Annotated in this window: 26 protein-coding genes and 1 other RNA gene; 7 read left to right on the forward strand and 20 right to left on the reverse strand. The window is 59.1% G+C overall.

Annotated features, from left to right (window positions below; translation table 11 throughout):
* Positions 1 to 4 precede the first annotated feature (4 nt).
* From mraY to rsmI, 9 genes are all read right to left on the reverse strand, one after another.
* Complete coding sequence (mraY, locus tag LAB08_RS25365; RefSeq protein WP_008016698.1) at positions 5 to 1,087, reverse strand: phospho-N-acetylmuramoyl-pentapeptide-transferase; 1,083 nt, start codon at positions 1,085 to 1,087, stop codon at positions 5 to 7.
* Positions 1,087 to 2,454, reverse strand: coding sequence for a UDP-N-acetylmuramoyl-tripeptide--D-alanyl-D-alanine ligase (locus LAB08_RS25370; RefSeq protein WP_096509151.1), 1,368 nt, complete (start codon positions 2,452 to 2,454; stop codon positions 1,087 to 1,089). Before LAB08_RS25370 ends, mraY begins: the two co-directional genes overlap by 1 nt.
* Positions 2,447 to 3,910, reverse strand: a complete 1,464-nt coding sequence (locus tag LAB08_RS25375) for a UDP-N-acetylmuramoyl-L-alanyl-D-glutamate--2,6-diaminopimelate ligase (protein ID WP_096509150.1) — start codon at positions 3,908 to 3,910, stop codon at positions 2,447 to 2,449. Before LAB08_RS25375 ends, LAB08_RS25370 begins: the two co-directional genes overlap by 8 nt.
* Positions 3,910 to 5,649: a peptidoglycan D,D-transpeptidase FtsI family protein gene (locus LAB08_RS25380; RefSeq protein ID WP_172901652.1), complete on the reverse strand. Its 1,740-nt coding sequence runs from the start codon at positions 5,647 to 5,649 to the stop codon at positions 3,910 to 3,912. Before LAB08_RS25380 ends, LAB08_RS25375 begins: the two co-directional genes overlap by 1 nt.
* A complete protein-coding gene (ftsL, locus tag LAB08_RS25385) occupies positions 5,649 to 5,942 on the reverse strand; it encodes a cell division protein FtsL (RefSeq protein ID WP_003205353.1) in 294 nt (97 codons plus the stop codon). Before ftsL ends, LAB08_RS25380 begins: the two co-directional genes overlap by 1 nt.
* Positions 5,939 to 6,886: a 16S rRNA (cytosine(1402)-N(4))-methyltransferase RsmH gene (gene rsmH / locus LAB08_RS25390; protein ID WP_372237749.1), complete on the reverse strand. Its 948-nt coding sequence runs from the start codon at positions 6,884 to 6,886 to the stop codon at positions 5,939 to 5,941. Before rsmH ends, ftsL begins: the two co-directional genes overlap by 4 nt.
* Entirely contained in the window at positions 6,883 to 7,338 is a 456-nt protein-coding gene (mraZ, locus tag LAB08_RS25395) for a division/cell wall cluster transcriptional repressor MraZ (RefSeq protein WP_007989875.1), read from the reverse strand. Before mraZ ends, rsmH begins: the two co-directional genes overlap by 4 nt.
* A gap of 356 nt (positions 7,339 to 7,694) precedes the next feature.
* Positions 7,695 to 8,048, reverse strand: an RNA gene (rnpB, locus tag LAB08_RS25400) — RNase P RNA component class A.
* A gap of 75 nt (positions 8,049 to 8,123) precedes the next feature.
* Positions 8,124 to 8,996 (reverse strand): 16S rRNA (cytidine(1402)-2'-O)-methyltransferase, encoded by an 873-nt coding sequence (gene rsmI, locus LAB08_RS25405; RefSeq protein ID WP_096515200.1) that lies wholly within the window; start codon positions 8,994 to 8,996, stop codon positions 8,124 to 8,126.
* A gap of 209 nt (positions 8,997 to 9,205) precedes the next feature.
* Here rsmI and LAB08_RS25410 point away from each other — a divergent pair, with 209 nt between their 5' ends.
* The 4 genes from LAB08_RS25410 (at position 9,206) to LAB08_RS25425 (ending at position 12,649) form a co-directional block, all read left to right on the forward strand.
* Entirely contained in the window at positions 9,206 to 11,017 is a 1,812-nt protein-coding gene (locus tag LAB08_RS25410) for a penicillin-binding protein activator (protein WP_096509148.1), read from the forward strand.
* Entirely contained in the window at positions 11,017 to 11,379 is a 363-nt protein-coding gene (locus LAB08_RS25415; RefSeq protein ID WP_096509147.1) for a YraN family protein, read from the forward strand. Before LAB08_RS25410 ends, LAB08_RS25415 begins: the two co-directional genes overlap by 1 nt.
* 101 nt (positions 11,380 to 11,480) lie before the next feature.
* Positions 11,481 to 12,074, forward strand: a complete 594-nt coding sequence (locus LAB08_RS25420; RefSeq protein WP_007928463.1) for a phosphoheptose isomerase — start codon at positions 11,481 to 11,483, stop codon at positions 12,072 to 12,074.
* Positions 12,071 to 12,649: a BON domain-containing protein gene (locus tag LAB08_RS25425; protein WP_096509146.1), complete on the forward strand. Its 579-nt coding sequence runs from the start codon at positions 12,071 to 12,073 to the stop codon at positions 12,647 to 12,649. Before LAB08_RS25420 ends, LAB08_RS25425 begins: the two co-directional genes overlap by 4 nt.
* 76 nt (positions 12,650 to 12,725) lie before the next feature.
* Here LAB08_RS25425 and LAB08_RS25430 read toward each other — a convergent pair whose 3' ends face one another.
* The 7 genes from LAB08_RS25430 to rplM all read right to left on the reverse strand — a co-directional run bounded on the left by LAB08_RS25430 (position 12,726) and on the right by rplM (position 17,614).
* Positions 12,726 to 13,139, reverse strand: a complete 414-nt coding sequence (locus LAB08_RS25430) for a ClpXP protease specificity-enhancing factor (RefSeq protein WP_096509145.1) — start codon at positions 13,137 to 13,139, stop codon at positions 12,726 to 12,728.
* A gap of 16 nt (positions 13,140 to 13,155) precedes the next feature.
* Complete coding sequence (locus tag LAB08_RS25435) at positions 13,156 to 13,773, reverse strand: glutathione S-transferase N-terminal domain-containing protein (RefSeq protein WP_007989864.1); 618 nt, start codon at positions 13,771 to 13,773, stop codon at positions 13,156 to 13,158.
* Between the two features lie 150 nt (positions 13,774 to 13,923).
* Entirely contained in the window at positions 13,924 to 14,706 is a 783-nt protein-coding gene (locus tag LAB08_RS25440) for a cytochrome c1 (RefSeq protein WP_096509144.1), read from the reverse strand.
* Positions 14,706 to 15,917 (reverse strand): cytochrome b, encoded by a 1,212-nt coding sequence (locus tag LAB08_RS25445; RefSeq protein ID WP_096509143.1) that lies wholly within the window; start codon positions 15,915 to 15,917, stop codon positions 14,706 to 14,708. Before LAB08_RS25445 ends, LAB08_RS25440 begins: the two co-directional genes overlap by 1 nt.
* Complete coding sequence (gene petA, locus LAB08_RS25450) at positions 15,917 to 16,510, reverse strand: ubiquinol-cytochrome c reductase iron-sulfur subunit (RefSeq protein ID WP_096509142.1); 594 nt, start codon at positions 16,508 to 16,510, stop codon at positions 15,917 to 15,919. The genes LAB08_RS25445 and petA overlap by 1 nt, the downstream gene beginning before the upstream one ends.
* 268 nt (positions 16,511 to 16,778) lie before the next feature.
* Positions 16,779 to 17,171 (reverse strand): 30S ribosomal protein S9, encoded by a 393-nt coding sequence (gene rpsI, locus LAB08_RS25455; RefSeq protein WP_003228056.1) that lies wholly within the window; start codon positions 17,169 to 17,171, stop codon positions 16,779 to 16,781.
* A 14-nt stretch (positions 17,172 to 17,185) separates the two neighbouring features.
* Positions 17,186 to 17,614, reverse strand: a complete 429-nt coding sequence (gene rplM, locus LAB08_RS25460; protein ID WP_003228062.1) for a 50S ribosomal protein L13 — start codon at positions 17,612 to 17,614, stop codon at positions 17,186 to 17,188.
* Between the two features lie 246 nt (positions 17,615 to 17,860).
* On the opposite strand from rplM, the gene LAB08_RS25465 reads away from it, so the two are divergent.
* Positions 17,861 to 18,901, forward strand: coding sequence for an NADP(H)-dependent aldo-keto reductase (locus LAB08_RS25465; RefSeq protein WP_096509141.1), 1,041 nt, complete (start codon positions 17,861 to 17,863; stop codon positions 18,899 to 18,901).
* Between the two features lie 103 nt (positions 18,902 to 19,004).
* Here LAB08_RS25465 and LAB08_RS25470 read toward each other — a convergent pair whose 3' ends face one another.
* Positions 19,005 to 20,141 (reverse strand): acyl-CoA dehydrogenase family protein, encoded by a 1,137-nt coding sequence (locus LAB08_RS25470; protein WP_096509140.1) that lies wholly within the window; start codon positions 20,139 to 20,141, stop codon positions 19,005 to 19,007.
* Positions 20,142 to 20,361: 220 nt separating this feature from the next.
* On the opposite strand from LAB08_RS25470, the gene LAB08_RS25475 reads away from it, so the two are divergent.
* On the forward strand, positions 20,362 to 21,282 hold the full coding sequence (locus LAB08_RS25475; RefSeq protein ID WP_172901650.1) for a GlxA family transcriptional regulator: 921 nt from the start codon (positions 20,362 to 20,364) through the stop codon (positions 21,280 to 21,282).
* A 174-nt stretch (positions 21,283 to 21,456) separates the two neighbouring features.
* On the opposite strand, the gene zapE is transcribed toward LAB08_RS25475, so the two are convergent.
* The 3 genes from zapE to LAB08_RS25490 all read right to left on the reverse strand — a co-directional run bounded on the left by zapE (position 21,457) and on the right by LAB08_RS25490 (position 24,651).
* Positions 21,457 to 22,551: a cell division protein ZapE gene (zapE, locus tag LAB08_RS25480; RefSeq protein ID WP_096509138.1), complete on the reverse strand. Its 1,095-nt coding sequence runs from the start codon at positions 22,549 to 22,551 to the stop codon at positions 21,457 to 21,459.
* Between the two features lie 90 nt (positions 22,552 to 22,641).
* Positions 22,642 to 23,997 (reverse strand): tryptophan--tRNA ligase, encoded by a 1,356-nt coding sequence (locus LAB08_RS25485; protein ID WP_096509137.1) that lies wholly within the window; start codon positions 23,995 to 23,997, stop codon positions 22,642 to 22,644.
* 24 nt (positions 23,998 to 24,021) lie between these two features.
* Positions 24,022 to 24,651: an alpha/beta hydrolase gene (locus tag LAB08_RS25490; RefSeq protein WP_096509136.1), complete on the reverse strand. Its 630-nt coding sequence runs from the start codon at positions 24,649 to 24,651 to the stop codon at positions 24,022 to 24,024.
* Between the two features lie 144 nt (positions 24,652 to 24,795).
* Here LAB08_RS25490 and LAB08_RS25495 point away from each other — a divergent pair, with 144 nt between their 5' ends.
* Positions 24,796 to 25,230, forward strand: a complete 435-nt coding sequence (locus LAB08_RS25495) for a Z-ring associated ZapG family protein (protein ID WP_096509135.1) — start codon at positions 24,796 to 24,798, stop codon at positions 25,228 to 25,230.
* The last annotated feature ends 94 nt before the right edge of the window (positions 25,231 to 25,324 follow it).

A 25,324-nucleotide genomic window follows, 5' to 3' on the forward strand; every position in this document is an offset into this window, starting at 1 on the left:
ATTTCTACCTCAGCTTCAGGGTGGCAAGGCCGATCAGCACGAGAATCACGGTGATGATCCAGAAACGGACGATCACGCGCGGCTCGGGCCAGCCCTTGAGTTCAAAGTGGTGGTGAATCGGCGCCATGCGGAATACGCGGCGACCGGTCAGCTTGAAGGAAGCAACCTGAATGACGACTGACAGGGTCTCCATCACGAACACACCGCCCATGATGAACAGGACGATTTCCTGACGGACGATCACCGCGATGGTGCCCAGGGCCGCGCCCAGCGCCAGTGCGCCGACGTCGCCCATGAAGACTTGTGCCGGATAGGTGTTGAACCAGAGGAACCCGAGGCCGGCACCGATCAATGCGCCGCAGAACACGATCAGCTCGCCCGCGCCCGGTACGTACGGGATCAACAGGTATTCGGCGAATTTCACGTTACCCGACAGGTAGCAGAAAATACCCAGGCCACCGCCCACCATCACGGTCGGCATGATCGCCAGGCCATCGAGGCCGTCGGTCAGGTTGACCGCGTTGCTCGAACCGACAATCACGAAATAGGTCAGGACGATGAAGCCCGCACCCAACGGAATGCTGTAGTCCTTGAGCATCGGCAGGATCAAGGTGGTTTCCACCGGGGTCGCGGCGGTCATATAAAGGAAGATCGCTGCACCCAGGCCGAACACCGATTGCCAGAAGTATTTCCAGCGGCTCGGCAAGCCTCGGGAGTTCTTCTCGATCACCTTGCGGTAGTCGTCGACCCAGCCGATGGCACCGAACAGCAGCGTTACCAGCAATACGACCCAGACATAACGGTTGGTCAGGTCTGCCCATAGCAGGGTGCTGACACCAATGGACGACAGAATCAGCGCACCCCCCATGGTCGGGGTGCCGGACTTGGACAGGTGCGATTGCGGGCCGTCATTGCGAACGGATTGTCCGATCTGACGGTTCTGCAGGGTGCGGATCATCCACGGGCCATAGCACAGCGACAAAACCAGCGCGGTCAGCACACCGAGAATCCCGCGCAGGGTCAGGTACTGGAAGACCGCGAAGCCTTTGTAGAACTGTTGCAGATACTCCGCTAGCAGCAGCAGCATTAATGTTTCTCCAGACTGGTCCCGCACAAAGCGGCGACGATGTTTTCCATCGCAGCGCTGCGCGAGCCCTTGATCAAAATGGTGGTGTTTGTGTCTTGCTCGGCGCCCAGGGCCTTGATCAGTTCAGCCTGCGTGCTGAAATGAAAGGCCTGTGGACCGAAGGCGTTGACGGCGTGAAGCATCATCGGCCCGACGGCGTACAGCGCAGAAACCTTGCCACGGGCGTATTCGCCCACGTCGCGGTGCCCCTGCTCCGCCCAATCGCCCAACTCGCCGATATCCCCGAGCACCAGGACGGTGCGGCCGGAAAAGCCGGCGAGTATATCAACGGCGGCGCACATGGAGGTGGGGTTCGCGTTGTAAGTGTCATCGATCACGCGCATGCCGTTGCTGGCCAGTTGTGCGACGGTGCGACCCTTGACCGGTTGCACCGCACCCAGGCCGGTGGCGATGCCGAACAGCGATACACCCAGTGCATGGGCGGCGGCTGCAGCGGCCATGGCATTGGCGACGTTATGGGTGCCGAGCAGGTTCAATTGAACACGCTCCACACCATCGGGTGTGTGCAGGTTGAACGCCGGGCATCCGCGGGCATCGGTGGCCAGGTCGCTGGCGTGAAAGTCCGCACTGCTGTTGGTCAGGGCGAAGGTCAGCACCTTGCGACCGGCTGCGCGCTTCTTCCAGATGTCGAACGCCTTGTCATCCAGATTGAGAACGGCGACGCCATCGGCATCCAGCCCTTCAATAATCTCACCCTTGGCTTCGACGATTTTTTCCGGTCCGCCGAACTCGCCCACGTGGGCGGTCCCGGCATTGTTGAGAATGGCCACGTGGGGCTTGGTCATGGCGACGGTGTAGGCAATTTCACCCAGGCGTGAGGCTCCGAGCTCGATCACGGCGGCGGTGTGTTCCGGCGCCAGTTCGAGCAGGGTCAGCGGAACGCCGAGGTCGTTGTTCAGGTTGCCACGGGTCGCCAGCACCGGGCCCCGGGTGCGCAAAATGCTCGCGAGCATTTCCTTGACCGTGGTCTTGCCACTGGAGCCGGTGACCGCAGCCACCGGATGGCTATAGGCTGCACGGTTCAGTGCGCCCAATTGCCCCAATGCCTGACGGGTATCGCTGACCAGCAATTGCGGCAGTGTGCTGTCGGCGACTTCGCGCTCGACCAATGCCGCAACGGCGCCTTTGGCCGCCACGTCATTGAGATAGTCATGGCCATCGAAGCGCGGACCGGCCAAGGCAATAAACAACTGACCCGGCTTGATCGCGCGACTGTCGATGCTGACGCCGTCGAAGCTGGCATCGGCGCCGATCAGGCGGCCACTCAATGCGCCGGTCAGTTCGCTGAGTTTCAAGGCTTTAAGCATGGGCCACCTCCCACGCGGTCAAGGCGTGATCGGCCTCGACCAGATCAGAGAAGGCATGGCGCTCGCCGTTGATTTCCTGATAGTCCTCATGACCTTTACCGGCCAGCACGATCACGTCATCCGCCGAAGCGCCGGCGATCAACTGGGCAATCGCCTGGCCACGGCCAGCGACGAACGTCACTTTGTCCACAGCCGTGAAACCGGCGCGGATGTCATCGAAAATAATCGCCGGATCTTCGGTACGCGGGTTGTCGTCGGTGACCAGCACGCCGTCGGCCAACCGTTCGACCACTTCAGCCATCAGTGGACGCTTGCCGCGATCACGGTCGCCGCCGCAGCCGAACAGGCACAACAAGCGACCCTTGACGTGCGGACGCAGCGCGGTCAGGACTTTTTCCAGGGCATCCGGGGTGTGGGCATAATCGACCACCACCAGCGGCTGAGCGCCGCCACCAAGGCGTTGCATGCGACCGGCGGGGCCTTCGAGCTTCGGCAGCACCTTGAGAATTTCGTCGAGGGCGTAGTCCAGACCGAGCAAGGCGCCGACGGCAGCCAGCACGTTGCTCAGGTTGAAACGACCGAGCAGGGTGCTGCGCAAGTGGTGCTCGCCCTGCGGCGTGACCAGCGTGGCACGCACGCCTTCGTCGCCGAACTGCGCTTCGCGGCAATACAGGTAGGCGCTGCTGTCGAGCAGGCTGTAGGTAATCAGCCGCGACTCGCGTTTATCGGCGGCCAATTGCCGACCGAAATCGTCGTCGAGGTTGACCACCCGGCATTTCAAATCGGTCCAGGCGAACAGCTTGGCCTTGGCTTCGCCATAGGCCTGCATGGTGCCGTGGTAATCCAGATGATCGCGGGAAAGATTGGTCATCACCGCCACGTCGAACGCCAGCGCGGTGACCCGCCCCTGATCCAGGCCATGGGACGAGACTTCCATGGCCACGGCTTTGGCACCGGCCTTTTTCAGATCACCAAGGGTCGCTTGCACGGCAATCGGATTCGGCGTGGTGTGCAGGCCGCTTTCCAGGGCACCGTAGAAACCGGAGCCCAGGGTGCCGACGATGCCGCAGTGCTGGCCGAGCAGGTCCAGCGCCTGGGCCACCAGCTGGGTCACGCTAGTCTTGCCGTTGGTGCCGGTCACGCCGATCAGGTTCAGGTGATGGCTCGGCTCGCCATAAAAACGTCCGGCGATATCCGACAGTTGCGCCGCCAGGCCCTTGACCGGAATCAACGGCACGTCGGTAATCGGCAGCACGGTAGCGCCTTCCACTTCGTACGCCACGGCAGCGGCACCGCGCTGCAGCGCATCGCCAATGTGCGCACGACCGTCGAACTTGCCGCCCGGCACCGCGAGAAACAGGTCACCGGCGCGCACATTACGGCTATCGAGCGCCAATTCACGGATCAACAGATCGTGGCCGGCGTGGGGGAAAATCTTGTTCAGACTCAATGACATCAGCCGCGCCCTCCATTGGCTTTCAGCGGAACGACCGGGGTGGCGTTGGCTTGTTGAACAGGTGGCAGGTTGTCCGGTGTGACGTTCATCAGGCGCAGGGTGCCGGACATCACGCGACTGAACACCGGTGCCGAGACCAGGCCACCGAAGTAACCGGCCTTGGTCGGCTCATCGATGACGACCACGATGGCATAACGCGGATCGTTCATCGGGCCGAAACCGGCGAACAGCGAGCGGTAGGAGTTCTCGGCATAGCCTTTGGTGCCGACCGAGGTTTTACGCGCAGTACCGGATTTGCCGCCAACGTGATACGCCGGCACTTGCGCACGGAATACACCGCGCGGCGCTTCAATCACTTGCTGCAGCATGCCATGCATGGTCTTCGCCACTGCTTCCGGCAGCACCTGGGTGGTTTGCGGCGTTTTGTCGGTTTTGATCAGTGTCAGCGGCGCAAGGCGACCGTTGTTTGCCAGCGCCGAGAAGGCGTGGACCAACTGGATCGCCGTCACCGAGACCCCGTAGCCGTAGGACAGCGTGGCCGTCTCGGCCTTGCGCCATTCGCGGTAGTTCGGCAGGTTGCCGACACGTTCGCCCGGGAAGCCGAGACCCGTGTCCTGGCCGAGACCGAGTTTTTGTGCCAGGCGGAAAATGGTTTCGCCACCAATATCGAACGCGACCTTACTCATGCCGACGTTACTGGAATTGATCAGAATGCCCGTCATATCCAGCACCGGACCTTCGGTCTTGGAGACGTCCTTGATGGTGTACTTGCCAATCTGCAAGGAGCCCGGGTACACCTCGACGGTATCGCTCGGTTTCCAGCGTCCGGTTTCGATGGCGGCGCTCATGGAGATCGCCTTCATGGTCGAGCCCGGTTCGAACACGTCGATCATCGCGCGGTTGCGCATCATCGCCGGTTGCAGGTTGCGACGGTTGTTCGGGTTGTAGGTCGGCTGGTTGACCATCGCGAGGATTTCGCCGGTCTTCACGTCCATGATCACCAGGCTGCCGGCCTTGGCACCATTTTCGATGATCGCGTTGCGCAATTCGCGGTTGGCCAGATATTGCAGGCGCAGGTCAATGGACAACGCCAAGGGCTTTCCGGCCTTGGCGTTTTTGGTGACCTGGACATCCTTGATCAGCCGGCCACGCCGGTCCTTGATGACCTGTCGCTTGCCGGGGACCCCGGCCAGCCATTCGTCATAGGCCAACTCGACACCTTCTCGACCATGGTCGTCGATGTCGGTAAAACCAACCATGTGGGCGGTGACTTCTCCGGCGGGGTAGAAACGACGAAATTCTTCGATTCCGTAGACACCCGGCACTTTCAGGTCGAGCACAGCCTGACCCTGCTCGGGGGTCAGCCCGCGCACCAGGTAAATGAATTCTTTATTGGCTTGAGCTTCGAGACGCTCGGCCAGGGCTTTCGGATCTTGCCCCAGCGCGGCGGCCAGTGCTGGCCACTTTTCCTTGGCCAGCTGCATTTCCTTGGCATTGGCCCATAGGGTAGTGACCGGCGTACTGACGGCCAGAGGCTCGCCGTTACGGTCGGTAATCAGACCACGGTGAGCCGGAATCGGGATATGACGAACGCTGCGCGCGTCACCCTGGCCTTTGAGGAAGTCACGGTCGACCACTTGCAGATCGATGATGCGCCAGGCGATCGCCACCACCATGACGCCGAGCAAACCCAGCACCAGGCGAAACCGCCAGGGAAAGAGCGCGCCTTCGAGTTTCATCATGGCGCCACCATCTGCACTTCGGCGGCACCGGGAATGCGCATTTTCAGTTGTTCGGTGGCCAGGACTTCGATGCGGCTATGGGCAGTCCAGGTGCTCTGCTCGAGAATCAACCGGCCCCATTCGGCTTGCGCTTTGTCACGCACACTCAACTCGTTGTACAGCGAGTTCAGCAACTGACGATTCCAGTGCGCGCTATAGGACACGCCGATGGCAGACACGAGCACGCCAATGAACAGCAGCAGCATGAAAAAGCTTCCGCCGGGCAGTGGCTTGGCGAATAGCTTGCTCACCGCAGCTTCTCCGCCACGCGCATGACAGCGCTACGGGAACGGGGGTTGGCTTTGAGTTCGGCGTCGGAGGCCGTCTGTGCTTTGCCATGGACTTTGATTTTCGGTTCGAAAGCGACATGCCGAACCGGCAGGTTGCGCGGCAGGTTGTCGGCTTCGCCTTTCACCAGCTTGCGCATGAACAGTTTGACGATACGGTCTTCGAGCGAATGGAAGCTGATCACCACCAGGCGACCGCCCACTTCCAGGCACTCCAGGGCGGCTTCAAGGCCGGTTTCCAGATCACCCAATTCGTTGTTGACGTGAATGCGCAGCCCCTGGAACGCACGGGTAGCAGGGTTTTTGCCCTTTTCCCACGCCGGGTTGGCGACTTTCAATACTTCAGCCAGATCGCCGGTACGCTCGAACGGCTTGATGTCGCGACGCTCGGCCACAGCACGGGCCATGCGCCCGGAAAAACGCTCTTCTCCGTATTCCTTGAACACGCGGGCGATTTCTTCCACCGGTGCGGTGTTGACGAACTCGGCCGCACTGATCCCGCGGGACGGGTCCATGCGCATGTCCAGGGGGCCGTCATTGAGGAAACTGAAGCCGCGCTCAGGGTCGTCGAGTTGCGGCGAAGACACGCCGAGGTCAAGCAATATGCCGCTGACCTTACCTTGCAGTCCGCGTTCGGCGACTTCGGATCCAAGCTCGGCAAAGCTGCGCTGCACAACGACAAAGCGGCCGTCTTCGGCCGCTAGCGTCTGCCCGGTGGCAATCGCTTGAGGATCTTTGTCGAACCCGAGCAACCGCCCATCAGGACCCAGTTGGCTCAGGATCAACCGGCTATGCCCGCCCCGCCCGAACGTGCCATCCAGATAGCAGCCATCAGGGCGTACGGCGAGAGCCTCGACGGCTTCGTCAAGCAGTACGGTGATGTGGTTAAAGCCGCTATCAATAGTCACAGGATCAAATCACGCAGTTCATCAGGCATGGCGCCCGGTTGTTGAATAGCAGCCAGGTCAGCGGCAGAAACCGCATTCCAGGCATCCTCGTCCCACAATTGGAACTTGTTCAGTTGGCCTACCAACATCGCGTGCTTATCCAACTTGGCATATTCACGAAGACGCGGCGGAACCAGGAAACGGCCACTGCCATCGAGCTCGAGGTCGACGGCATTACCAATCAGTAAACGTTGCAGGCGGCGGTTCTCTTCACGGAGCGAAGGCAGTGCGCGCAGTTTGGTTTCAATAATTTCCCACTCATCGAGGGGGTAAACACACAAACACGGATCAACGGCATCAATTGTGACGATTAACTGACCGGAACTACGCGAAACGAGCTCGTCACGGTACCGGCTCGGCATGGCGAGACGGCCCTTTGCGTCGAGACTGATAGCGTTGGCTCCGCGAAACACGTCAGCGTTTCTCCAAATATTAGCGTTTTGCGCTCAAAAAACCCACTTCATGCCACTTTCCGCCACTTGCGCACACTATAGGAATGCGCCCACCACACCGTCAAGGCGCGGATTGAAGGAAAACCCTTACAGAACTGAGATTTAGGAGCATAAAAGGAGGGGTAACGAGAATCCGGCAGATGCACCTGCCCGATAACTTGAATCAGCACAGAGGGCTGCGTTCGGAAGTTAAAGTAATTTATTAAGAGTAAGATTTTTTTGGTATTACGAAAGTGTTAATGCCGACGTTTCTGAAAGGAGGGAAATTGCTATCACCACCACCCTGCTCAATGATTTAAGCAGAGGGAAGAAAAAAGGTGGAGAGTCGATCTGTAAGCCGGGTTCTGTCTTGAACAGTCATTCGTCTACGATGGCCATCACTGGACATCTTTAGCAACCTACCCGGTCCCAGCGCGGGCCACGCCTTGGGACCCTATTTGGTCTTGCTCCAAGTGGGGTTTACCTAGCCACGAGCTGTTGCCAGACGTGCGGTGCGCTCTTACCGCACCTTTTCACCCTTACCGGCGCCGAAGCGCTTAGGCGGTTATTTTCTGTGGCACTTTCCGTAGGCTCACGCCTCCCAGGCATTACCTGGCACTTCGCCCTATGGAGCCCGGACTTTCCTCCCCCCCCTAATTTTCATAGAGGGCAGCGACTGTCCGATCGACTCTCCGTCGCGAAGGTTAACGGCAGAGCGCTTGAAGAACAAGCGCTAAAAGCCTTTGGCCATGCCAGTGCGTCGGTTTTTACTCGCTCTTCTGTTTATCCAGCGCAACCTGATAGAGCACATTCTTGCGCTCACCGGTAATTTGCGCTGCCAATGCCGCGGCACGCTTGAGCGGCATTTCTTCAAGCAACAGGTTGAGGATGCGCATCGCCTCACTGCTGACCGCGTCTTCGCTCTCGGGTGCCGACCACCCCGCCACCAGCACCACGCACTCGCCACGCTGCTGATTACTGTCCGACTCGACGAACTGGCGCAACTCGGCCAGTGGCAAGCCCTTGAGGGTTTCAAACGTCTTGGTGATCTCCCGCGCCAGCAATGCGGGACGGTCGGCGCCGAACACCAGCTCCATGTCTTGCAGGCATTCGAGGATCCGGTGCGGGGCTTCATAAAAGATCAATGTGCGCGGCTCTTCCTTTATCGACTCGAGACGAGCGCGCCTTCCCACAGCCTTGGCCGGCAGAAAACCTTCAAAGATGAAACGGTCGGAGGGCAGCCCGGCCGCCGACAATGCTGCAATCAACGCACAGGCGCCCGGAACCGGCACCACATTGATCCCGGCTGCACGAGCCTGGCGCACCAGGTGATAACCCGGATCGGAAATCAACGGCGTGCCTGCATCGGAGATCAGCGCCACATCGTCGCCCGCGAGCAGGCGGGTAATAAAGCGACTGCCTTCATCACGCTCATTGTGCTCATGGCAAGCCGCCAGCGGCGTAGGAATGCCGAAGTGCTGCATCAAACGCTGGGAGTGCCGGGTATCCTCGGCGGCGATCAACGCGACCTCGCGCAGGATTTTCAGCGCACGCGCACTGATGTCGTCCAGGTTGCCGATGGGCGTCGCCACCACATAAAGCGAGCCAGCAGCGGAATTCAAAGCACCTGGAGCAGTCAAAGCGCACACCTCATGATCGATAAAGCCGCCATTGTAACGCGTAGCGACGCTGGCGATATGCGCAAGCATCATCGGGTTTTGCAGCGGTTTGTGCCGCACCGCAACATTTACACCAGCTAAATTGATCGATTCACGCCAGTAACATCGCGCCCCGGCCAGCGCTTGGGTACAATTCCACGCTAATTTGATCGAGTATCAGGAACACTTACATGATCGCTTGCCTGCGGCTGTTCACTGCCCTCTGCCTCGCTGCCTTGCTGGCGGCTTGCGCCAGCTCGCCCTCTTCCAGCCTTGGTGAACTACCACGGACCCCGGATGCCAGTATCGAGCAACTGCTCGAGAAAGCCGCCCAAAGCAAATCGCCGGAGGACGCCGCCCTGTTGCGCCTGAGCGCTGCAGACCTGGCTTACCACCAGGGCAATCCCGCCCAATCCGCGCAAATCCTGCAGCAAGTGCCCGTGGAGCAACTCAAGCCCGGCCAGCAGGTCTTCGCCAATACACTGGCCGCCGAATTGGCATTGACCCGCAACCAGCCGAAAGCCGCGCTGACCGCCCTGAGCCACCCGAGCATGGCGCGCCTGGCAGAATTGCCGCAAGAACAACAGGTCCGCACCGGTACCGTTCGCGCTCGCGCGCTTGAGGCCGATGGCCAGACCCTGGCCGCCGCAAAGGAACGTATCTTCATTGCGCCGATGCTCAGCGGTGACGCCGCCGGCAAAAACCACGAAGCGATCTGGGCACTGATCGCCTCACTGCCGACCGACCAATTGCAGCCGAACACGTCCGACGATCTCGGCGGCTGGATGGCCCTGGCACTGGCGGTAAAAACTGCCGGCACCGTGGAACAGCAGCAGGCCGCCATCGATAACTGGCGCGCACAGCACCCGAAACATCCGGCCGCCATTCAGTTGCCACTGCCACTGACCAAACTCAAGGAACTGGCCGGCCAGTCCCTGAGCAAGATCGCCCTGCTGCTGCCGCAGGATGGTCCGCTGGCCTCGGTAGGCAAAGCATTGCGCGAAGGCTTCATGGCCGCTCACTACCAGGCGCAGCAAGCCGGGCAGAAACCGCCAGCCATCGAGTTTTATGACAGCTCGCGCCTGACATCCCTCGACGAGTTCTATCGCAAGGCCCAGGCCGATGGCGTGCAATTGGTCGTTGGCCCACTGGAGAAGCCGCTGGTCAAACAGCTGAGCACTCGCCCGCAATTGCCGATCACCACCTTGGCGCTTAACTACAGCGAAGGCGAGCAAGGCCCGGCCCAATTGTTCCAGTTTGGTCTGGCCGCTGAAGACGAGGCCCGCGAAGTGTCTCGCCGCGCTCGCGCCGACGGCTTGCATCGCGCTGCCATCATGGTGCCGAAAGGCGAATGGGGCGACCGCGTACTTCGAGCGTTCAGCCAGGACTGGCAGGCCAACGGCGGCAGCATCGTCGCCACCGAACGCGTCGACCAGCCGGTTCAATTGGCCCAGCAGATTGCCGACATGTTCCAGTTGCGTCAGAGCGAAGGTCGCGCCAAGAGCCTGCAAAGCACCGTCGGCTCGCAAGTCGCCGCCCAGCCTTCCCGTCGCCAGGACATCGAATTCATCTTCCTGGCAGCCACCCCGCAACAGGCTCAACAGATCAAACCGACCCTGAACTTCCAGTACGCAGGTGATGTTCCGGTTTACGCCACGTCCCACGTGTTCAGCGCCAGCGGCGATGTGAACCAGTACAACGACATGAACGGCATCCGCTTCTGCGAAACGCCGTGGTTGCTGGACGCCAATGATCCGCTGCGCAAACAAGTCACCGCTCAATGGCCACAAGCAGCCGGCAGCCTGGGCCGCTTGTACGCCATGGGTGTCGACGCTTATCGCCTGGCGCCGCGCCTGGGGCAACTCAAGGCCCTGCCGGACAGCCGCATCGAAGGCGAATCGGGCAGCCTGGGCATGACGCAGAACCAGCGCGTCGTGCGGCAGTTGCCGTGGGCCGAGTTCGTCAATGGCCAGGTTCAGCGCCTGCCGGACACATCGCGCTAATGCCTGACAGGTCACGCCAGCAAAGCGGTAAAGATGCCGAGCGCCAGGCGCTCGGGCATCTTCAACAACAAGGTCTGCGGTTGCTGGCGCAGAACTGGCTGTGTAAACGCGGCGAGCTTGATCTGGTCATGCTAGATGGCGATACAGTAGTATTCGTTGAAGTTCGCTACAGGAAAAACACTCAATGGGGTGGCGCGCTCGGCAGCATCGATGAGCGCAAACGGCAGAAACTGATTTTTGCCGCGCAGTATTTTCTTCAGCGCGAGTCGCGCTGGGCCAATTCCCCTTGCCGTTTCGACGTGGTTGCCATTGATAGCGACCCCGATCAGTTGAACTGGTTACAGAATGCCTTTGACAGCTGATCGCTTGCACCCGAAACCGGACAACACCCAACACTTTTGCTCTTTGCTTTGCGGGCTGCACATTCACGTGCCGGACAGCCGCGCTCATTAAGGTCACACAGATGGACATGCAATCCCGAATTCGCCAGCTTTTTCAGGCCAGTATCGACACCAAGCAACAGGCGATGGACGTACTTGCACCGCACATCGAGCAAGCCAGCCAGGTCATGGTCAACGCCCTGCTCAACGAAGGCAAAATGCTTTCCTGCGGCAACGGCGGCTCTGCCGGTGATGCCCAGCATTTCTCGTCCGAGCTGCTCAACCGCTTCGAGCGTGAGCGCCCAAGCCTGCCCGCCATCGCGCTGACCACCGATAGCTCGACGATCACCTCGATCGCCAACGATTACAGCTACAACGAAGTCTTCTCCAAGCAGATCCGCGCTCTCGGCCAGCCGGGCGACGTTTTGCTGGCGATTTCCACCAGCGGTAACTCGGCGAACATTATTCAAGCGATCCAGGCCGCACATGATCGCGAAATGATTGTCGTAGCATTGACCGGTCGTGACGGCGGCGGCATGGCATCGCTGCTACTGCCCGAAGACGTGGAGATTCGCGTACCGGCCAATGTCACCGCACGTATTCAGGAAGTCCACCTGCTGGCGATCCATTGCCTTTGCGACTTGATCGACAGCCAACTGTTCGGGAGTGAAGAATGACCCCTAATCGCCTCGGCCTACTGGCCTTGACCCTGTGCCTCGGCATCAGCGGCTGCACCTCGGTAGTGACTGCCAGCCGTGAAGCACCGATTGAAGATGACCGCGGTACTCGCACACTGGGCAGCAAGATCGACGACTCCCTGATCGACACCAAGGTTGGCGTTAACGTCGCCAAGGCCGACCCGGCCCTGGACAAGGATTCGCACATCGTCGTTACCAGCTTCAATGGCGTCGTGCTGCTCGCCGGACAAACCCCGCGCGCAGACCTCAAGGCCAAGGCCGAGCAGGCCGCTGCTGCCGTTCAGCGCGTGAAGACCGTGCATAACGAACTGCAAGTCCTGCCACCCTCCTCGCTGCTGGCACGCCAGAACGACACCTGGCTGACCACCAAGATCAAGACCCAGATGCTCACCGACCCGAATATCCCCGGATCCCGGATCAAGGTTGTCACCGAAAATGGCATCGTCTATCTGCTCGGCCTGCTGACCAAGCAGGAAGCGGCTCAGGCGACCAATCTGGTGCAGGGTGTTTCCGGTGTGCAGAAGATTGTAAAACTGTTTGAGTACATCGACTGATACCCCTTCCTGTAGGAGCCGGCAAGCCGGCTCCTACAGTAATAAAAAAGGCGATCCATCCGGATCGCCTTTTTTATTACTTCACCACTTTCAAACTTGGCCGACCGCTAGGGCGCGGTGGCTCGCTGTCCGGTGGCGGAAGATCGTCATCCGGTTCGATCTCTTCATCCTCGCCCATCGGCGGTTCCAGATCGAACACCATACCCTGACCATTCTCCCGGGCGTAGATACCCAGGATCGATGCGATAGGTACATACAGCGTATGCGGCACACCACCGAAGCGGCCTTCGAAGCTCACAGCCTCGTTATCCATGTGCAAATGGCGCACGGCTTGTGGCGATACGTTCAATACAATTTGCCCGTCACTGGCAAAACCTTGCGGCACCTGGACCGATGGATATTCGGAATTGACCAGCATGTGCGGGGTGCAATCGTTGTCCACAATCCACTCGTAGAGCGCGCGGACCAGATAAGGTCGACTGGAGTTCATAGCGGCTCCTTAAGCCTTAGCGCATATCGCGTTCGACACCAGACAGACTCGCCTGGAAAGCCTCACGCGCAAACTGGCGCTCCATGTAATCAAGCAACGGCTTGGCAGGCCGTGGCAGTTCTATACCCAGAATCGGCAATCGCCAGAGTATTGGCAATAGGCAGCAATCCACCAGGCTTTGTTCCTCACTGAGGAAAAACGGCTTGTCGGCGAACAAAGGCGAGACGCCGGTCAGGCTTTCGCGCAACTCTTTACGCGCCACCGCGCGAGCGGCTTCCTTGGTCCGCGAATCCAGAATCAGATCCACCAGCCCACACCAGTCCCGCTGAATACGATGCATCAGCAGACGACTATTGGCACGCGCCACAGGATAAACCGGCAGGAGCGGCGGGTGCGGGTAACGCTCATCCAGGTATTCCATCACCACTGTAGATTCCCACAACGCCAGGTCACGATCGACCAGGGTGGGCAAACTGCCGTAAGGGTTCACTTCGATCAGTTTAGGCGGCTGACGACCAGCTTCCACATAGATGATCTCGGCGCTGACACCCTTCTCTGCCAGTACGATTCGCACTCGGTGGGAATAGTGGTCGGCGGGGTCGGAGTAACAGGCCAACCGATTGGTCACGCCCATGGCGATCCTCCTCGCTTGTAGACATTATCGAAAGCGGAAAAACGAGCGCGCCCAAAGGGCGCCTCCCGTAACGCCTGGCCAGCCAGGCTCGTTACACCTTCAGAGACGCCCTTGGGCGCGCGCGATTAACAGCAAGTGCTTGAAGCTTTATCAGTGCACGTCTTTCCAGTATTCACGCTTGAGCAAGTAAGCGAATACGAAGAAGAACGCCAGGTACAGCAATACATACGTACCGATGCGCTGATGTTGCAGCTTAACCGGGTTAGCCGAGTAAGCCAGGAAGGTTACCAGATTCTTGACCTTCTCATCGAACTGCTCTTCGGTCAAAGAACCGCTCTTCGGCACGATGGTCATCTGATCGCACGCCTCATGAGTCAGCGCCGTGCCGGTCAACGGATCATATTGCTTCTTCCCGTCCTCGACGATCTGAACCTGCTTGCAACCGACGACCTGGCGACCTTGCAGGCCGACCAGGACGTTAGGCATGCCGACGTTCGGGAAGACCTTGTTGTTCACACCCCAAGGGCGCGAAGGGTCTTCATAGAACGACCTCAGGTAACCGTAGAGCCAGTCAGTACCACGAACGCGAGCAACCAGCGTCAGGTCGGGCGGTGCAGCACCGAACCAGGTCTTGGCGTCAGCCGGCTGCATGCCGATGCTCATGTGGTCGCCAATCTTGGCGCCGGTGAACACCAGCTTCTCGAGCATCAGCTCGTGGGGAATGCCCAGGTCATCGGCAACACGCTCGTAGCGCTGGAACTTGGCACTGTGGCAGCCCATGCAATAGTTGGCGAACGTACGCGCGCCATCCTGCATGGCCGCTTTATCGGAAACGTCGATGTCGACTTTTTCCAGCTCCGGGCCACCGTGTTCAGCAGCAAAAGCGAACACTGGCAGCGCAGCAAGCATCAATACAGCAAATAGTTTTTTCATCAGCCAGTCACCCTTTCCGGAACCGGTTTGGTCTTCTCGAGCCTGGTGTAGAACGGCATCAGAATGAAGTAGGCGAAGTACAGGAAGGTACATACCTGCGACAGCAACGTACGCTCAGGGGTCGGGGCCAATACGCCCAGCACGCCCAGGATCACGAACGCGATGCAGAACACCCAGAGCCAGATCTTGCTCAGCCAACCCTTGTAGCGCATCGACTTGACCGGGCTGCGGTCCAGCCATGGCAGGACGAACAGCACAGCGATGGCCGCGCCCATGGCGATCACACCAAAGAGCTTGTCCGGAACCGCACGCAAGATGGCGTAGAACGGAGTGAAGTACCAGACCGGAGCGATGTGCTCTGGGGTCTTGAAGGCGTTTGCCACTTCAAAGTTCGGCTTCTCGAGGAAGTAACCACCCATTTCCGGGAAGAAGAACACGATGGAACAGAAGATGAACAGGAACACCACCACGCCGACAATATCTTTCACGGTGTAGTACGGGTGGAAGGCAATGCCGTCCAGCGGTACGCCGTTTTCGTCCTTGTACTTCTTGATATCCACGCCGTCCGGGTTGTTCGAACCGACTTCGTGCAGTGCCAGAATGTGCAGCACCACCAGACCGAGAATGACGATCGGCAAGGCAACCACATGCAGGGCAAAGAAGCGGTTCAGGGTAATACCGGAAATCAGGTAGTCACCACGGATCCACTGGGTCAGGTCGTTACCGATGACCGGGATCGCACCGAACAGCGAGATGATCACCTGGGCACCCCAGTAGGACATTTGCCCCCACGGCAGCAGGTAACCCATGAAGGCTTCAGCCATCAGCGCCAGATAAATCAGCATGCCGAAGACCCACACCAGCTCACGGGGCTTCTGATACGAACCGTAGAGCAGGCCACGGAACATGTGCAGATAGACCACGATGAAGAACGCCGAAGCGCCGGTGGAGTGCAACAGGCGCAGGATCGAGCCGTACTCGACGTCGCGCATGATGTATTCGACGGAAGCGAAGGCCTCTTCCGCCGACGGGGTGTAGCTCATGGTCAGCCAGACACCGGTGACGATCTGGTTGACCAGAACGAGCAGCGCCAGGGAACCAAAGAAGTAGAAGAAGTTGAAGTTCTTCGGGGCGTAGTACTTGCTGAGATGGTCTTCCCACATTTTGGTCGCGGGAAAGCGTGCATCAACCCAATCCATGAACTTGTTCATCACGCTTTCTCCGTATCGACGCCGATGACAATGATCTCATCGGTCTCATAGGAATGCGGGGGAACTGGCAGGTTCAAAGGCGCAGGTTGCGACTTGTAGACGCGGCCAGCCAGATCGTAGTGGGAGCCGTGGCAAGGGCAGAAATAACCACCTACCCAGTCCTTGCCCAGATCAGCGGGGGCGACTTCGGGACGGAATGTCGGCGAGCAACCCAGGTGCGTGCAGATACCGATCAGCAGCAGAACTTCAGGTTTGATCGATCGGGTTTGCGGATCGACATAGGTCGGTTGTGTCGAGTTCTTGGAGGTCGGGTCAGACAACTGGCCCTCGATCTTCTTCAGATTCCCCAGGATTTCCTGTGTACGGCGGACGATGAACACCGGCTGACCGCGCCACTCAGCAATCATCTGCTGGCCTGGCTCGATCTTGCTGACATTCACTTTCACCGGTGCACCTGCGGCTTTCGCCTTGGCACTGGGAAACCATGACCCCACGAACGGGACCGCAGCCCCCACCGCTCCTGCAGCACCCACCACGGATGTGGCTGCTACCAAGAAGCGACGCCGGCCTGCATTCACGCCGTCATTGCTCATTCAGTCCTCTCCCATCAGCTTTGTGGCCTGTTAAATCAGGCATCTACTAAATAAAACTATGTACTTATAAAAATTTTGCCGAATGGTAATGAAAAGCCCCAATTCTGACAAGGTAATTACCCTGGGGCGCTCCTCCCAAGCCTTGTAGTATAGGGCTTCTACGGATGTGGCAAGTTGTCACAGCGCAATTCTTTGATAAATCGCAGGCACAAAAAAACGCCCAGCTCCGTGAGGAAACTGGGCGTTCTTTTTTGAACGTGGAAGCGAATTAACGCTTCGAGTACTGCGGACGCTTACGCGCTTTACGCAGACCAACTTTCTTACGTTCAACTTCACGTGCATCGCGGGTTACGAAGCCAGCTTTACGCAGAGCGCTGCGCAGAGTTTCGTCGTAGTCCATCAGAGCGCGGGTGATGCCGTGGCGGATTGCGCCAGCTTGACCACTTACACCACCGCCGATCACGGTGACGTAGATGTCGAACTTCTCGACAGTCTCAGTCAATTCCAGCGGCTGACGAACTACCATGCGGGCAGTTTCGCGGCCGAAGAAATTATCCAGCGAACGGTTGTTGATGGAGATGTTACCAGTACCCGGACGCAGGAAAACGCGTGCGGTTGCGGTCTTGCGACGGCCAGTGCCGTAATTTTGAGTCGCCGACATAATGAACTATTCCGTTAAATCTTCAGTTCTTGGGGCTGCTGAGCAGTATGAGGGTGTGCAGCGCCCGCATAGACTTTCAGCTTACGGTACATGTCGCGACCCAGCGGGTTCTTAGGCAGCATGCCTTTGACCGCGGTCTCGATCACGCGCTCAGGGGCCTTGGCGATCAGCTTTTCAAAGTTGATCGACTTGATGCCGCCCGGGAAACCGGAGTGGGAGTAGTACATTTTGTCAGTGGTTTTAGCACCGGTAACACGGATCTGCTCGGCATTGATAACGACGATGTAGTCGCCGGTGTCAACGTGAGGAGTGTACTCAGGCTTGTGCTTGCCACGCAGACGGCTCGCGATTTCGGTGGCCAGACGACCCAGGGTCTGACCAGCAGCGTCGACGACAAACCAGTCGCGCTTTACTGTTTCCGGTTTAGCAGTAAAAGTTTTCATTCTTTATAGCCTCAGGGGCCGCCCTGTAAATTAGACGGCGGATCTTACTGAATAGTGCGTACTTTGACAAGTCAAAGGCAGCCGGATACAGACGCTTTCGGGGGCTCGGGTCGGCGCGTCCGTTCAACGGCAAGATTCTTCGGCGGCGGCGCATCACTTCCACTGCAGAAAGAGGTGCGCAATTATGCAGATTGCGAAAAATATTTCAACCTGCTTTTATGATTGTTTTACCCAAGGAGCTCCCCGATGGAGTATCGCCAGCTAGGCCGGACCAATCTGAACGTGAGTGCAATCTGCCTCGGCACCATGACCTGGGGTGAGCAAAACAGCGAAGCCGAAGCCTTCGCCCAGATTGAGCGGGCCAAGAGCGCCGGGATCAATTTCATCGATACCGCCGAGATGTACCCGGTGCCGCCCAAGGCCGAAACCTACGCCACCACCGAACGCTACATCGGCAACTATTTCAAAAGTCGTGGCGATCGCGCCGACTGGATCCTGGCCAGCAAGATCGCCGGCCCCGGCAACACCATCGACTACATCCGCGACAAAAACCTGCGGCACAATCGACAGCACATCACCGAGGCCGTGAATGCGAGCCTCCAGCGCTTGCAGACCGATTACATCGACCTGTACCAACTGCACTGGCCGGAGCGCAGCACCAATTTCTTCGGGCAATTGGGCTACAAGCACAAGATCGAAGCCAATCTGACGCCGCTGGAGGACACGCTCGAAGCCCTCGATGAACAGGTCAAGGCCGGCAAGATCCGCCACATCGGGCTGTCCAACGAAACCCCATGGGGCACCATGCGCTTCCTCGCTCTCGCCGAAGCCCGTGGCTGGCCGCGCGCGGTGTCGATCCAGAACCCCTACAACCTGCTCAACCGCAGTTTCGAAGTCGGCCTGGCGGAAGTTGCCATTCGCGAGCAGTGCGGCTTGCTGGCCTATTCGCCGCTGGCGTTCGGTTTCCTGTCAGGCAAGTACGAAGGTGGCGCCCGCCCGCCAAAAGGCCGCCTGAGCCTCTACAGCCGCTTCAGCCGCTATTTCAACCCACAGTCGGAAGCAGCGTGCAGCCGCTATGTGGCACTGGCCCGTGAGCACGGCCTGGACCCGGCGCAAATGGCCTTGGCATTCGTCACGCAACAGCCTTTCGTGACCAGCAACATCATCGGGGCGACGACGCTTGAGCAACTGGAGAGCAATATTGGCAGTTTTGATCTGAAACTGTCGGAGGAAGTGCTGGAAGGGATCGAGGCGATTCACAAGGATCATCCGAACCCTGCCCCGTGATTGATTCATAGACCCATTCGCGAGCAGGCTCGCTCCCACAGGGATTGCGCCGTACCTGTGGGAGCGAGCCTGCTCGCGATGGCGATTCAACAGTCACCGCAGATCAAAGCGACCGCGCAATGATCTCCTTCATGATTTCATTGGTCCCGGCATAAATCCGCTGCACCCTCGCGTCAGCCCATGCCCGGGCGATCGGGTATTCCCACATGAAGCCGTAGCCGCCGTGCAACTGCACGCACTCATCGAGAACCTTGCATTGCAGGTCCGTGCCCCAGTACTTGGCCATCGCCGCCGTGGGCACATCGAGCTTGCCTTGCAGGTGCAGTTCCAGGCAACGGTCGACAAAGACCCGGCCGATCTGAATTTCGGTGGCCATCTCCGCCAGTTTGAAACGGGTGTTCTGGAAATCGGCAATCGCCTTGCCGAATGCCTTGCGTTCGCGGGTGTAATCCAGGGTCCATTGCAACGCCGCTTCGGCTGAAGCCAGGCCGCCGATGGCCACGGTGAGGCGCTCCTGAGGCAGTTCCTGCATCAGATAGGCAAACCCCATCCCGGCCTGGCCCAGCAGGTTTTCCTTCGGCACCCGGACGTCCTGAAAGAACAATTCCGACGTGTCCTGGGCCTTCATGCCGACTTTCTCCAGCCGCTTGCCCTTGTCGAAGCCCGGCGTATCGGCCTCCACCAGAAACAGGCTGGTGCCCTTGGCGCCGGCCTTCGGATCGGTCTTGGCCACGACAATCACCAGGTCAGCGAGAAAACCGTTGGTGATGAAGGTCTTGGAGCCGTTGATCACATACTCGTCACCGTCCAGCACCGCCGTGGTCTTCACACCTTGCAGGTCCGAGCCGGCACCTGGCTCGGTCATGGCGATGGCACTGACCATCTCTCCGGAGACCAGTTTCGGCAGGTATTTGTGTTTCAGCGTTTCACTGCCGTAATGCAGGATATACGGCGCGACGATGTCCGAATGCAACGAGAAACCGATCCCGGTCAGCCCCAGGCGCCCCACCTCCTCGATCACCACCGCACTGTAGAGAAAGTCCGCCCCCAGCCCGCCGTACTCTTCCGGCAGGTGCGAGCACAACATCCCCGCCTCCCCCGCCTTGTTCCAGAGTTTGCGGTCGATATAGCCTTGTTTTTCCCATTGCCCATGGAACGGCACGGCCTCTTTTTCGAGGAACGTTCGCACGCTATCGCGGAAAAGTTCGTGCTCGGAACTGAACAAGGTTCTGGGGATCATGCGGCACCTGTCGTTGTTTTTTGTCGTCATTGACCTTCAGAGACTAAGCCCCGCGTCCGATACAGGACACTGGACACATCCGACAAAAAATAAGACGATCCAGCCGTCTGGTGACCACTTTCCCCTATAAGAATAAAGTTGAATTATGTCTAACCAAGCCTCCACGCCCTTGCGGCGCGTCAGCATCCTGGCCATCGACCGGGTTTTCGCTTCCACCCTCATGCAAGCCAAGGATTTCTTCCACCTCGCGAGCCTGCGCTACGGCAAACAACTGGGTCACGGCCTGGTCCCCGCGTTCGAAACCCGACTGGTCAGTCCCGACGGAAAACCGGTAAACAGTTTCAGCGATGTCATCATGCCGGTGGACGGCGGACTGGAAAACGCCGACATCATCGTCCTCCCCGCATTCTGGGATGACTTCGAATCCTTGTGCCGCCGCTACCCTCAAGTCCTGCCCTGGCTGCGCCAGCAACATGCGCGCGGCGCGGTTCTGTGTGGCGAGGCCACAGGTGTGTTCTGGCTGGCCGAGGCTGGGCTGCTCGACGGTAAGGAAGCGACCACCTACTGGCGCTTTTTCAATGCCTTCGCCGAACGCTTCCCGCGGGTCTACCTCAATCAGGACAAACACCTGACCGACGCCGATAACCTGTACTGTGCGGGCGGCACCACCTCGGCCTGCGATCTGTACATCTATCTGATCGAGCGGTTCTGCGGCGCCAATGTGTCCCAGGCCGTGGCCCGGGATATTCTCTATGAAGTGCAGCGCAGCTACTCGCCGGGACGTATCGGCTTCGGCGGCCAGAAACTGCACCAGGACGTCATCATCCTGCAGATCCAGCACTGGCTCGAAGAACACTTCGCCGACAAATTCCGCTTCGAAGACGTCGCCCGCGAACACGGCATGAGCATCCGCAACTTCATGCGCCGCTTCCAGACCGCCACCGGCGACAAGCCGCTGCACTACCTGCAACGCCTGCGCATCGAAACCGCCAAGGGTCTGCTGTCCGGCAGCCGCAAGAGCATCAAGACCATCAGCTACGAAGTCGGTTATGACGATGCGAGCTTCTTTGCACGGCTGTTCCGCCAACATACTGAACTGTCGCCGAACCAGTATCGGCAGCAGTTTCAGCAGGCGGCGTAGCACTTTAAGTAAACACACCCCTGTGGGAGCGGGCTTGCCCGCGATGGCGTCGCGTCCGGCAACATTTACTTTGCTGAGACTCTGCTATCGCGGGCAAGCCCGCTCCCACAGGGGATCTTCAGTGCATAAAAAAAGGGCCTGCATCTGCAGGCCCTTATTATTTCCCGAATTGCCCTACGGCTTATGCGCCCGGGACAGGAATTCGTGGGACTGCATTTCCAGCAAACGGCTCAGGGTGCGCTGGAACTCGAAGTTCAAGCGGCCACCGGTGTAGAGGTCTTTCAGCTCGACTTCGGCAGAAATGATCAGTTTCACGTTGCGGTCGTAGAATTCGTCGACCATGTTGATGAAGCGTCGGGCGATGTCGTCAGTGGTGACGCTCATCTGCTCGACACCGCTGAGCAGCACGGCGTGGAAGATCTTGCCCAGTTCGATGTAGTCGTTCTGGCTACGCGGGCCGTCGCACAGTTCGCGAAAGTCGAACCAGGCCACGTCATCGCAGGTACGCAGGGCGCGGATTTCACGATTCTCGATCATCAGCACATCGTTCTCGACCGCTGCCGTGCATTCCGGCGTCAGCGCGCGGAAGCTTTTGCGCAGGCTTTCGTGGGACGCTTCGTCGAGCGGGAAGTGGAACAGTTCGGCTTGTTCGAGGTGACGCAGGCGATAATCGACGCCGCTGTCGACGTTGACGATTTCGGTGTTCTGCTTGATCAGCGCGATGGCCGGCAAGAAACGCGCGCGTTGCAGACCGTCCTTATAGAGGCCGTCGGGCACGATGTTCGAGGTCGCGACCAGGGTCACACCGTTTTTGAATAGCTCTTCCATCAGGGTGCCGAGAATCATGGCGTCGGTGATGTCGGAGACGAAAAATTCATCGAAGCAGATCACGCGCGACTCGTTGGAGAAACGCTTGGCGATGATGGTCAGCGGGTTTTTCTCGCCACCCAGGGTCTTCATCTCTTCGTGCACACGCTTCATGAAGCGGTGGAAGTGCGTGCGGGTCTTTTCCTTGAACGGCAGTGCTTCGAAGAAGGTATCGACCAGATACGTCTTGCCGCGACCTACGCCGCCCCAGAAGTACAGGCCCTTGACCGGGGCCTGATCCTTCTTGCCAAACAGTTTGCCCAGCAGGCCCGGTTTGTTCTGCTCGGCCGCGACCAGGTCGTCGTACAGGCGCTGCAGATGACGCACCGCGGTTTCCTGCGCAGCGTCATGGAAGAATTCCGGGCGTTTCAGATCAGCTTGATATCGTTCTAGGGGCGTCATAATTCGTTAGCAAGGCAACAAAAACGGGCCGTCACTGTAGCGACGGCCCGTGGGAATGGCAATCGGCCCTTGGTATGACCGATCCGTTGATTATTCCTGAACCGGCGTCAGCGCGATCCGCAAAGTCTCGATCGCAGCATCCCGGGCGGCGCTGTCAGCGAACGCCGGGCTGTCCCCAACGCACTCGCCTTCCAGCCAGACACTGAAGCTCAGGTCTTCACTGCGCACATCCAGGGCCTGACCCGATTGCAGCTGCTTGGTCACTTGGCCTGCGGTTTTGCCATCGGCAAAGTTGCGCGACAGCAACAGTTGCACGCCATCGGCGGCCAGCAGACGGAAACGGAAACTACCGTCGTCTTCACGGAAGCTGACGAAACGCGCAGCCTTCGCGGCTTTCTTCTTGGTGGTCGCTGCCACTTGCGTCTGTGCAACGAAAGAACGCAGACCCACTGCTTCTCGCAGTTCGTTAAGGAACGGCGTCGCCACCGTACGGGCCTTTTTCGCACCGTGTTGCAGGATGTCCTCCAGATCTGCCGGACGCTCGATCAACTGGTGATAGCGCTCGCGGGATTCACCCAGTTCGTTGTCCAGCAGCTGGAACAGGCGATTCTTCGCTTCGCCCCAACCCAGGCCCTGCAACAATTCGCTGCGGAACTCGTCGGACTGCGCCGGGGTAGCAAACGCCTGGAACAGGGTGAACAGGTGGGAATTGTCCGGATCCTTCGCTTCGCCCGGCGCGCGGGAGTCGGTGACGATCCGCGAAATCGCGTCCTTCATCTCTTTGGCGCTGCTGAACAGAGGAATGGTGTTGTCGTAGCTTTTCGACATCTTGCGGCCGTCGAGGCCCGGCAGCGTGGCGACGCTTTCTTCGATCAGTGCCTCGGGCATGGTGAAGAACTCTTTGCCCTGGCCAAACAGGTGGTTGAAGCGTTGGCCGATGTCCCGCGCCATTTCCACGTGCTGGATCTGGTCACGACCGACCGGCACCTTGTGTGCGTTGAACATCAGGATGTCCGCGGCCATCAGCACCGGGTAGCTGTACAGGCCCATGGTGATGCCGGCGTCCGGGTCTTCACCGGTCTCGACGTTCTTGTCCACCGAGGCCTTGTAGGCATGGGCACGGTTGAGCAGGCCCTTGGCCGCCACACAGGTCAGCAGCCACGTCAGCTCGGGGATCTCCGGGATATCGGACTGGCGGTAGAAGGTCACGCGGTCCACATCCAACCCACCGGCCAGCCAGGTCGCGGCGATTTCCAGACGCGAGCGCTGGATGCGCAGCGGGTCATCACATTTGATCAGGGCGTGGTAGTCGGCCAGGAAATAGAACGAATCGGCATTGCTGTCACGGCTGGCGACGATCGCCGGGCGGATGGCACCGGCGTAGTTGCCCAGGTGCGGCGTGCCGGTGGTGGTGATGCCGGTGAGGATACGGGTACGGGTCGTCATGGGTAATCGCTTGTCAGACTGCAATCAATTCGAGAGACGCGGCAGGATCAGATCCTTGAGATCGGTCAGCTTGCCATGAAAAAAGTGTCCGCATTCTGCCACTTTCAGCAGCTCATGGGGACGTTCGAGCTTGTCGGACCATTGATAAACGACTTGCGGATCGATGACTTCGTCGGTTTCCGGCTGAATCAGGGTCAGTTCGCCGTGTTGCGGCAATTGATCCTGATCCCCCATGCGCATGACTGCCGGCGCGACCATGAACAGGTGCTTGATCTGCTCGCCCTGCGCTTCAAGGCGTCCGCCGAGACTTGCTGCAACAAAACCGCCGAAGGAAAAACCGAACAGGGTCAGGGGCAACTCCGGGTGTCTGGCCCGAAACCATTCAGCCACGACCTGGGCATCATCGACTTCGCCGGTGCCCATATCGTGAGTACCTTCGCTGGCACCGACGCCACGGTAGTTGAAACGCAGGGTGATCAACCCGGCATCGCGAGCGGTGCGTTGCAGGGTCGACACCACTTTGTTGAGCATGGTGCCACCCTGCACCGGGTTCGGATGGCAGATCAGCGCCAGGCCGCGCGGTTGCTCATTGTCCAGGTACAGTGCTTCCAATTGGCCTACCGGGCCGTCAATCACTACAGGGGTTTCGCGCATAAGCAAGAAAGGAACTCCGTGACCTTGAATCGGGTCGACTCGTCTAGCAAATTGTCTGTGGCTGTCTATTGCGAGTGAATCGCGGTATACAGCGCAGGTTCGAGCCGTTAACGTAAAGCAAAGCCGTTTATAGAGGAAGGACTCGTGGAACACTCGCTCTTAGTTTGGTTGTTACCGACTCTTGCCCTGGTTGTGGGTGTCGCCATTGGATTCCTGATTGCTCGCCTTGCGCCGAATGCCGCGCCTAGCAGCACGCAACGTCAGCTGGACGATATTCAGGAACGTTTCGACAGTTATCAGAACGAGGTGGTGACCCACTTCAACAGCACTGCGACACTGGTCAAGAAACTGACTCAGAGCTATCAGGAAGTGCAGGATCATCTCGCCGAGGGTGCCAACCGCCTGGCCCTGGACGAGCAGACCCGCCAACGCTTGCTGGCCTCCCTGCACGCCGACGCGGCGCAGGCTCCACGGGAACGCCTGACGCCACCGCGCAATCAGGAACCGCCGCGCGACTACGCACCAAAAGCCCCGAACTCCCCGGGCATGCTCGATGAGCACTACGGCCTGAAGAAGTAACCAAGCCCCTGTAGGAACACAGAAAAAAACCGCCCGATCTGTTGAGGATCGGGCGGTTTTTTTACACCTGGGGTTCAGTCAGGCGATCAAGGGT

The sequence above is a fragment of the Pseudomonas izuensis genome (assembly GCF_002356535.2).
Taxonomy (GTDB): Bacteria; Pseudomonadota; Gammaproteobacteria; order Pseudomonadales; family Pseudomonadaceae; genus Aquipseudomonas; species Aquipseudomonas izuensis.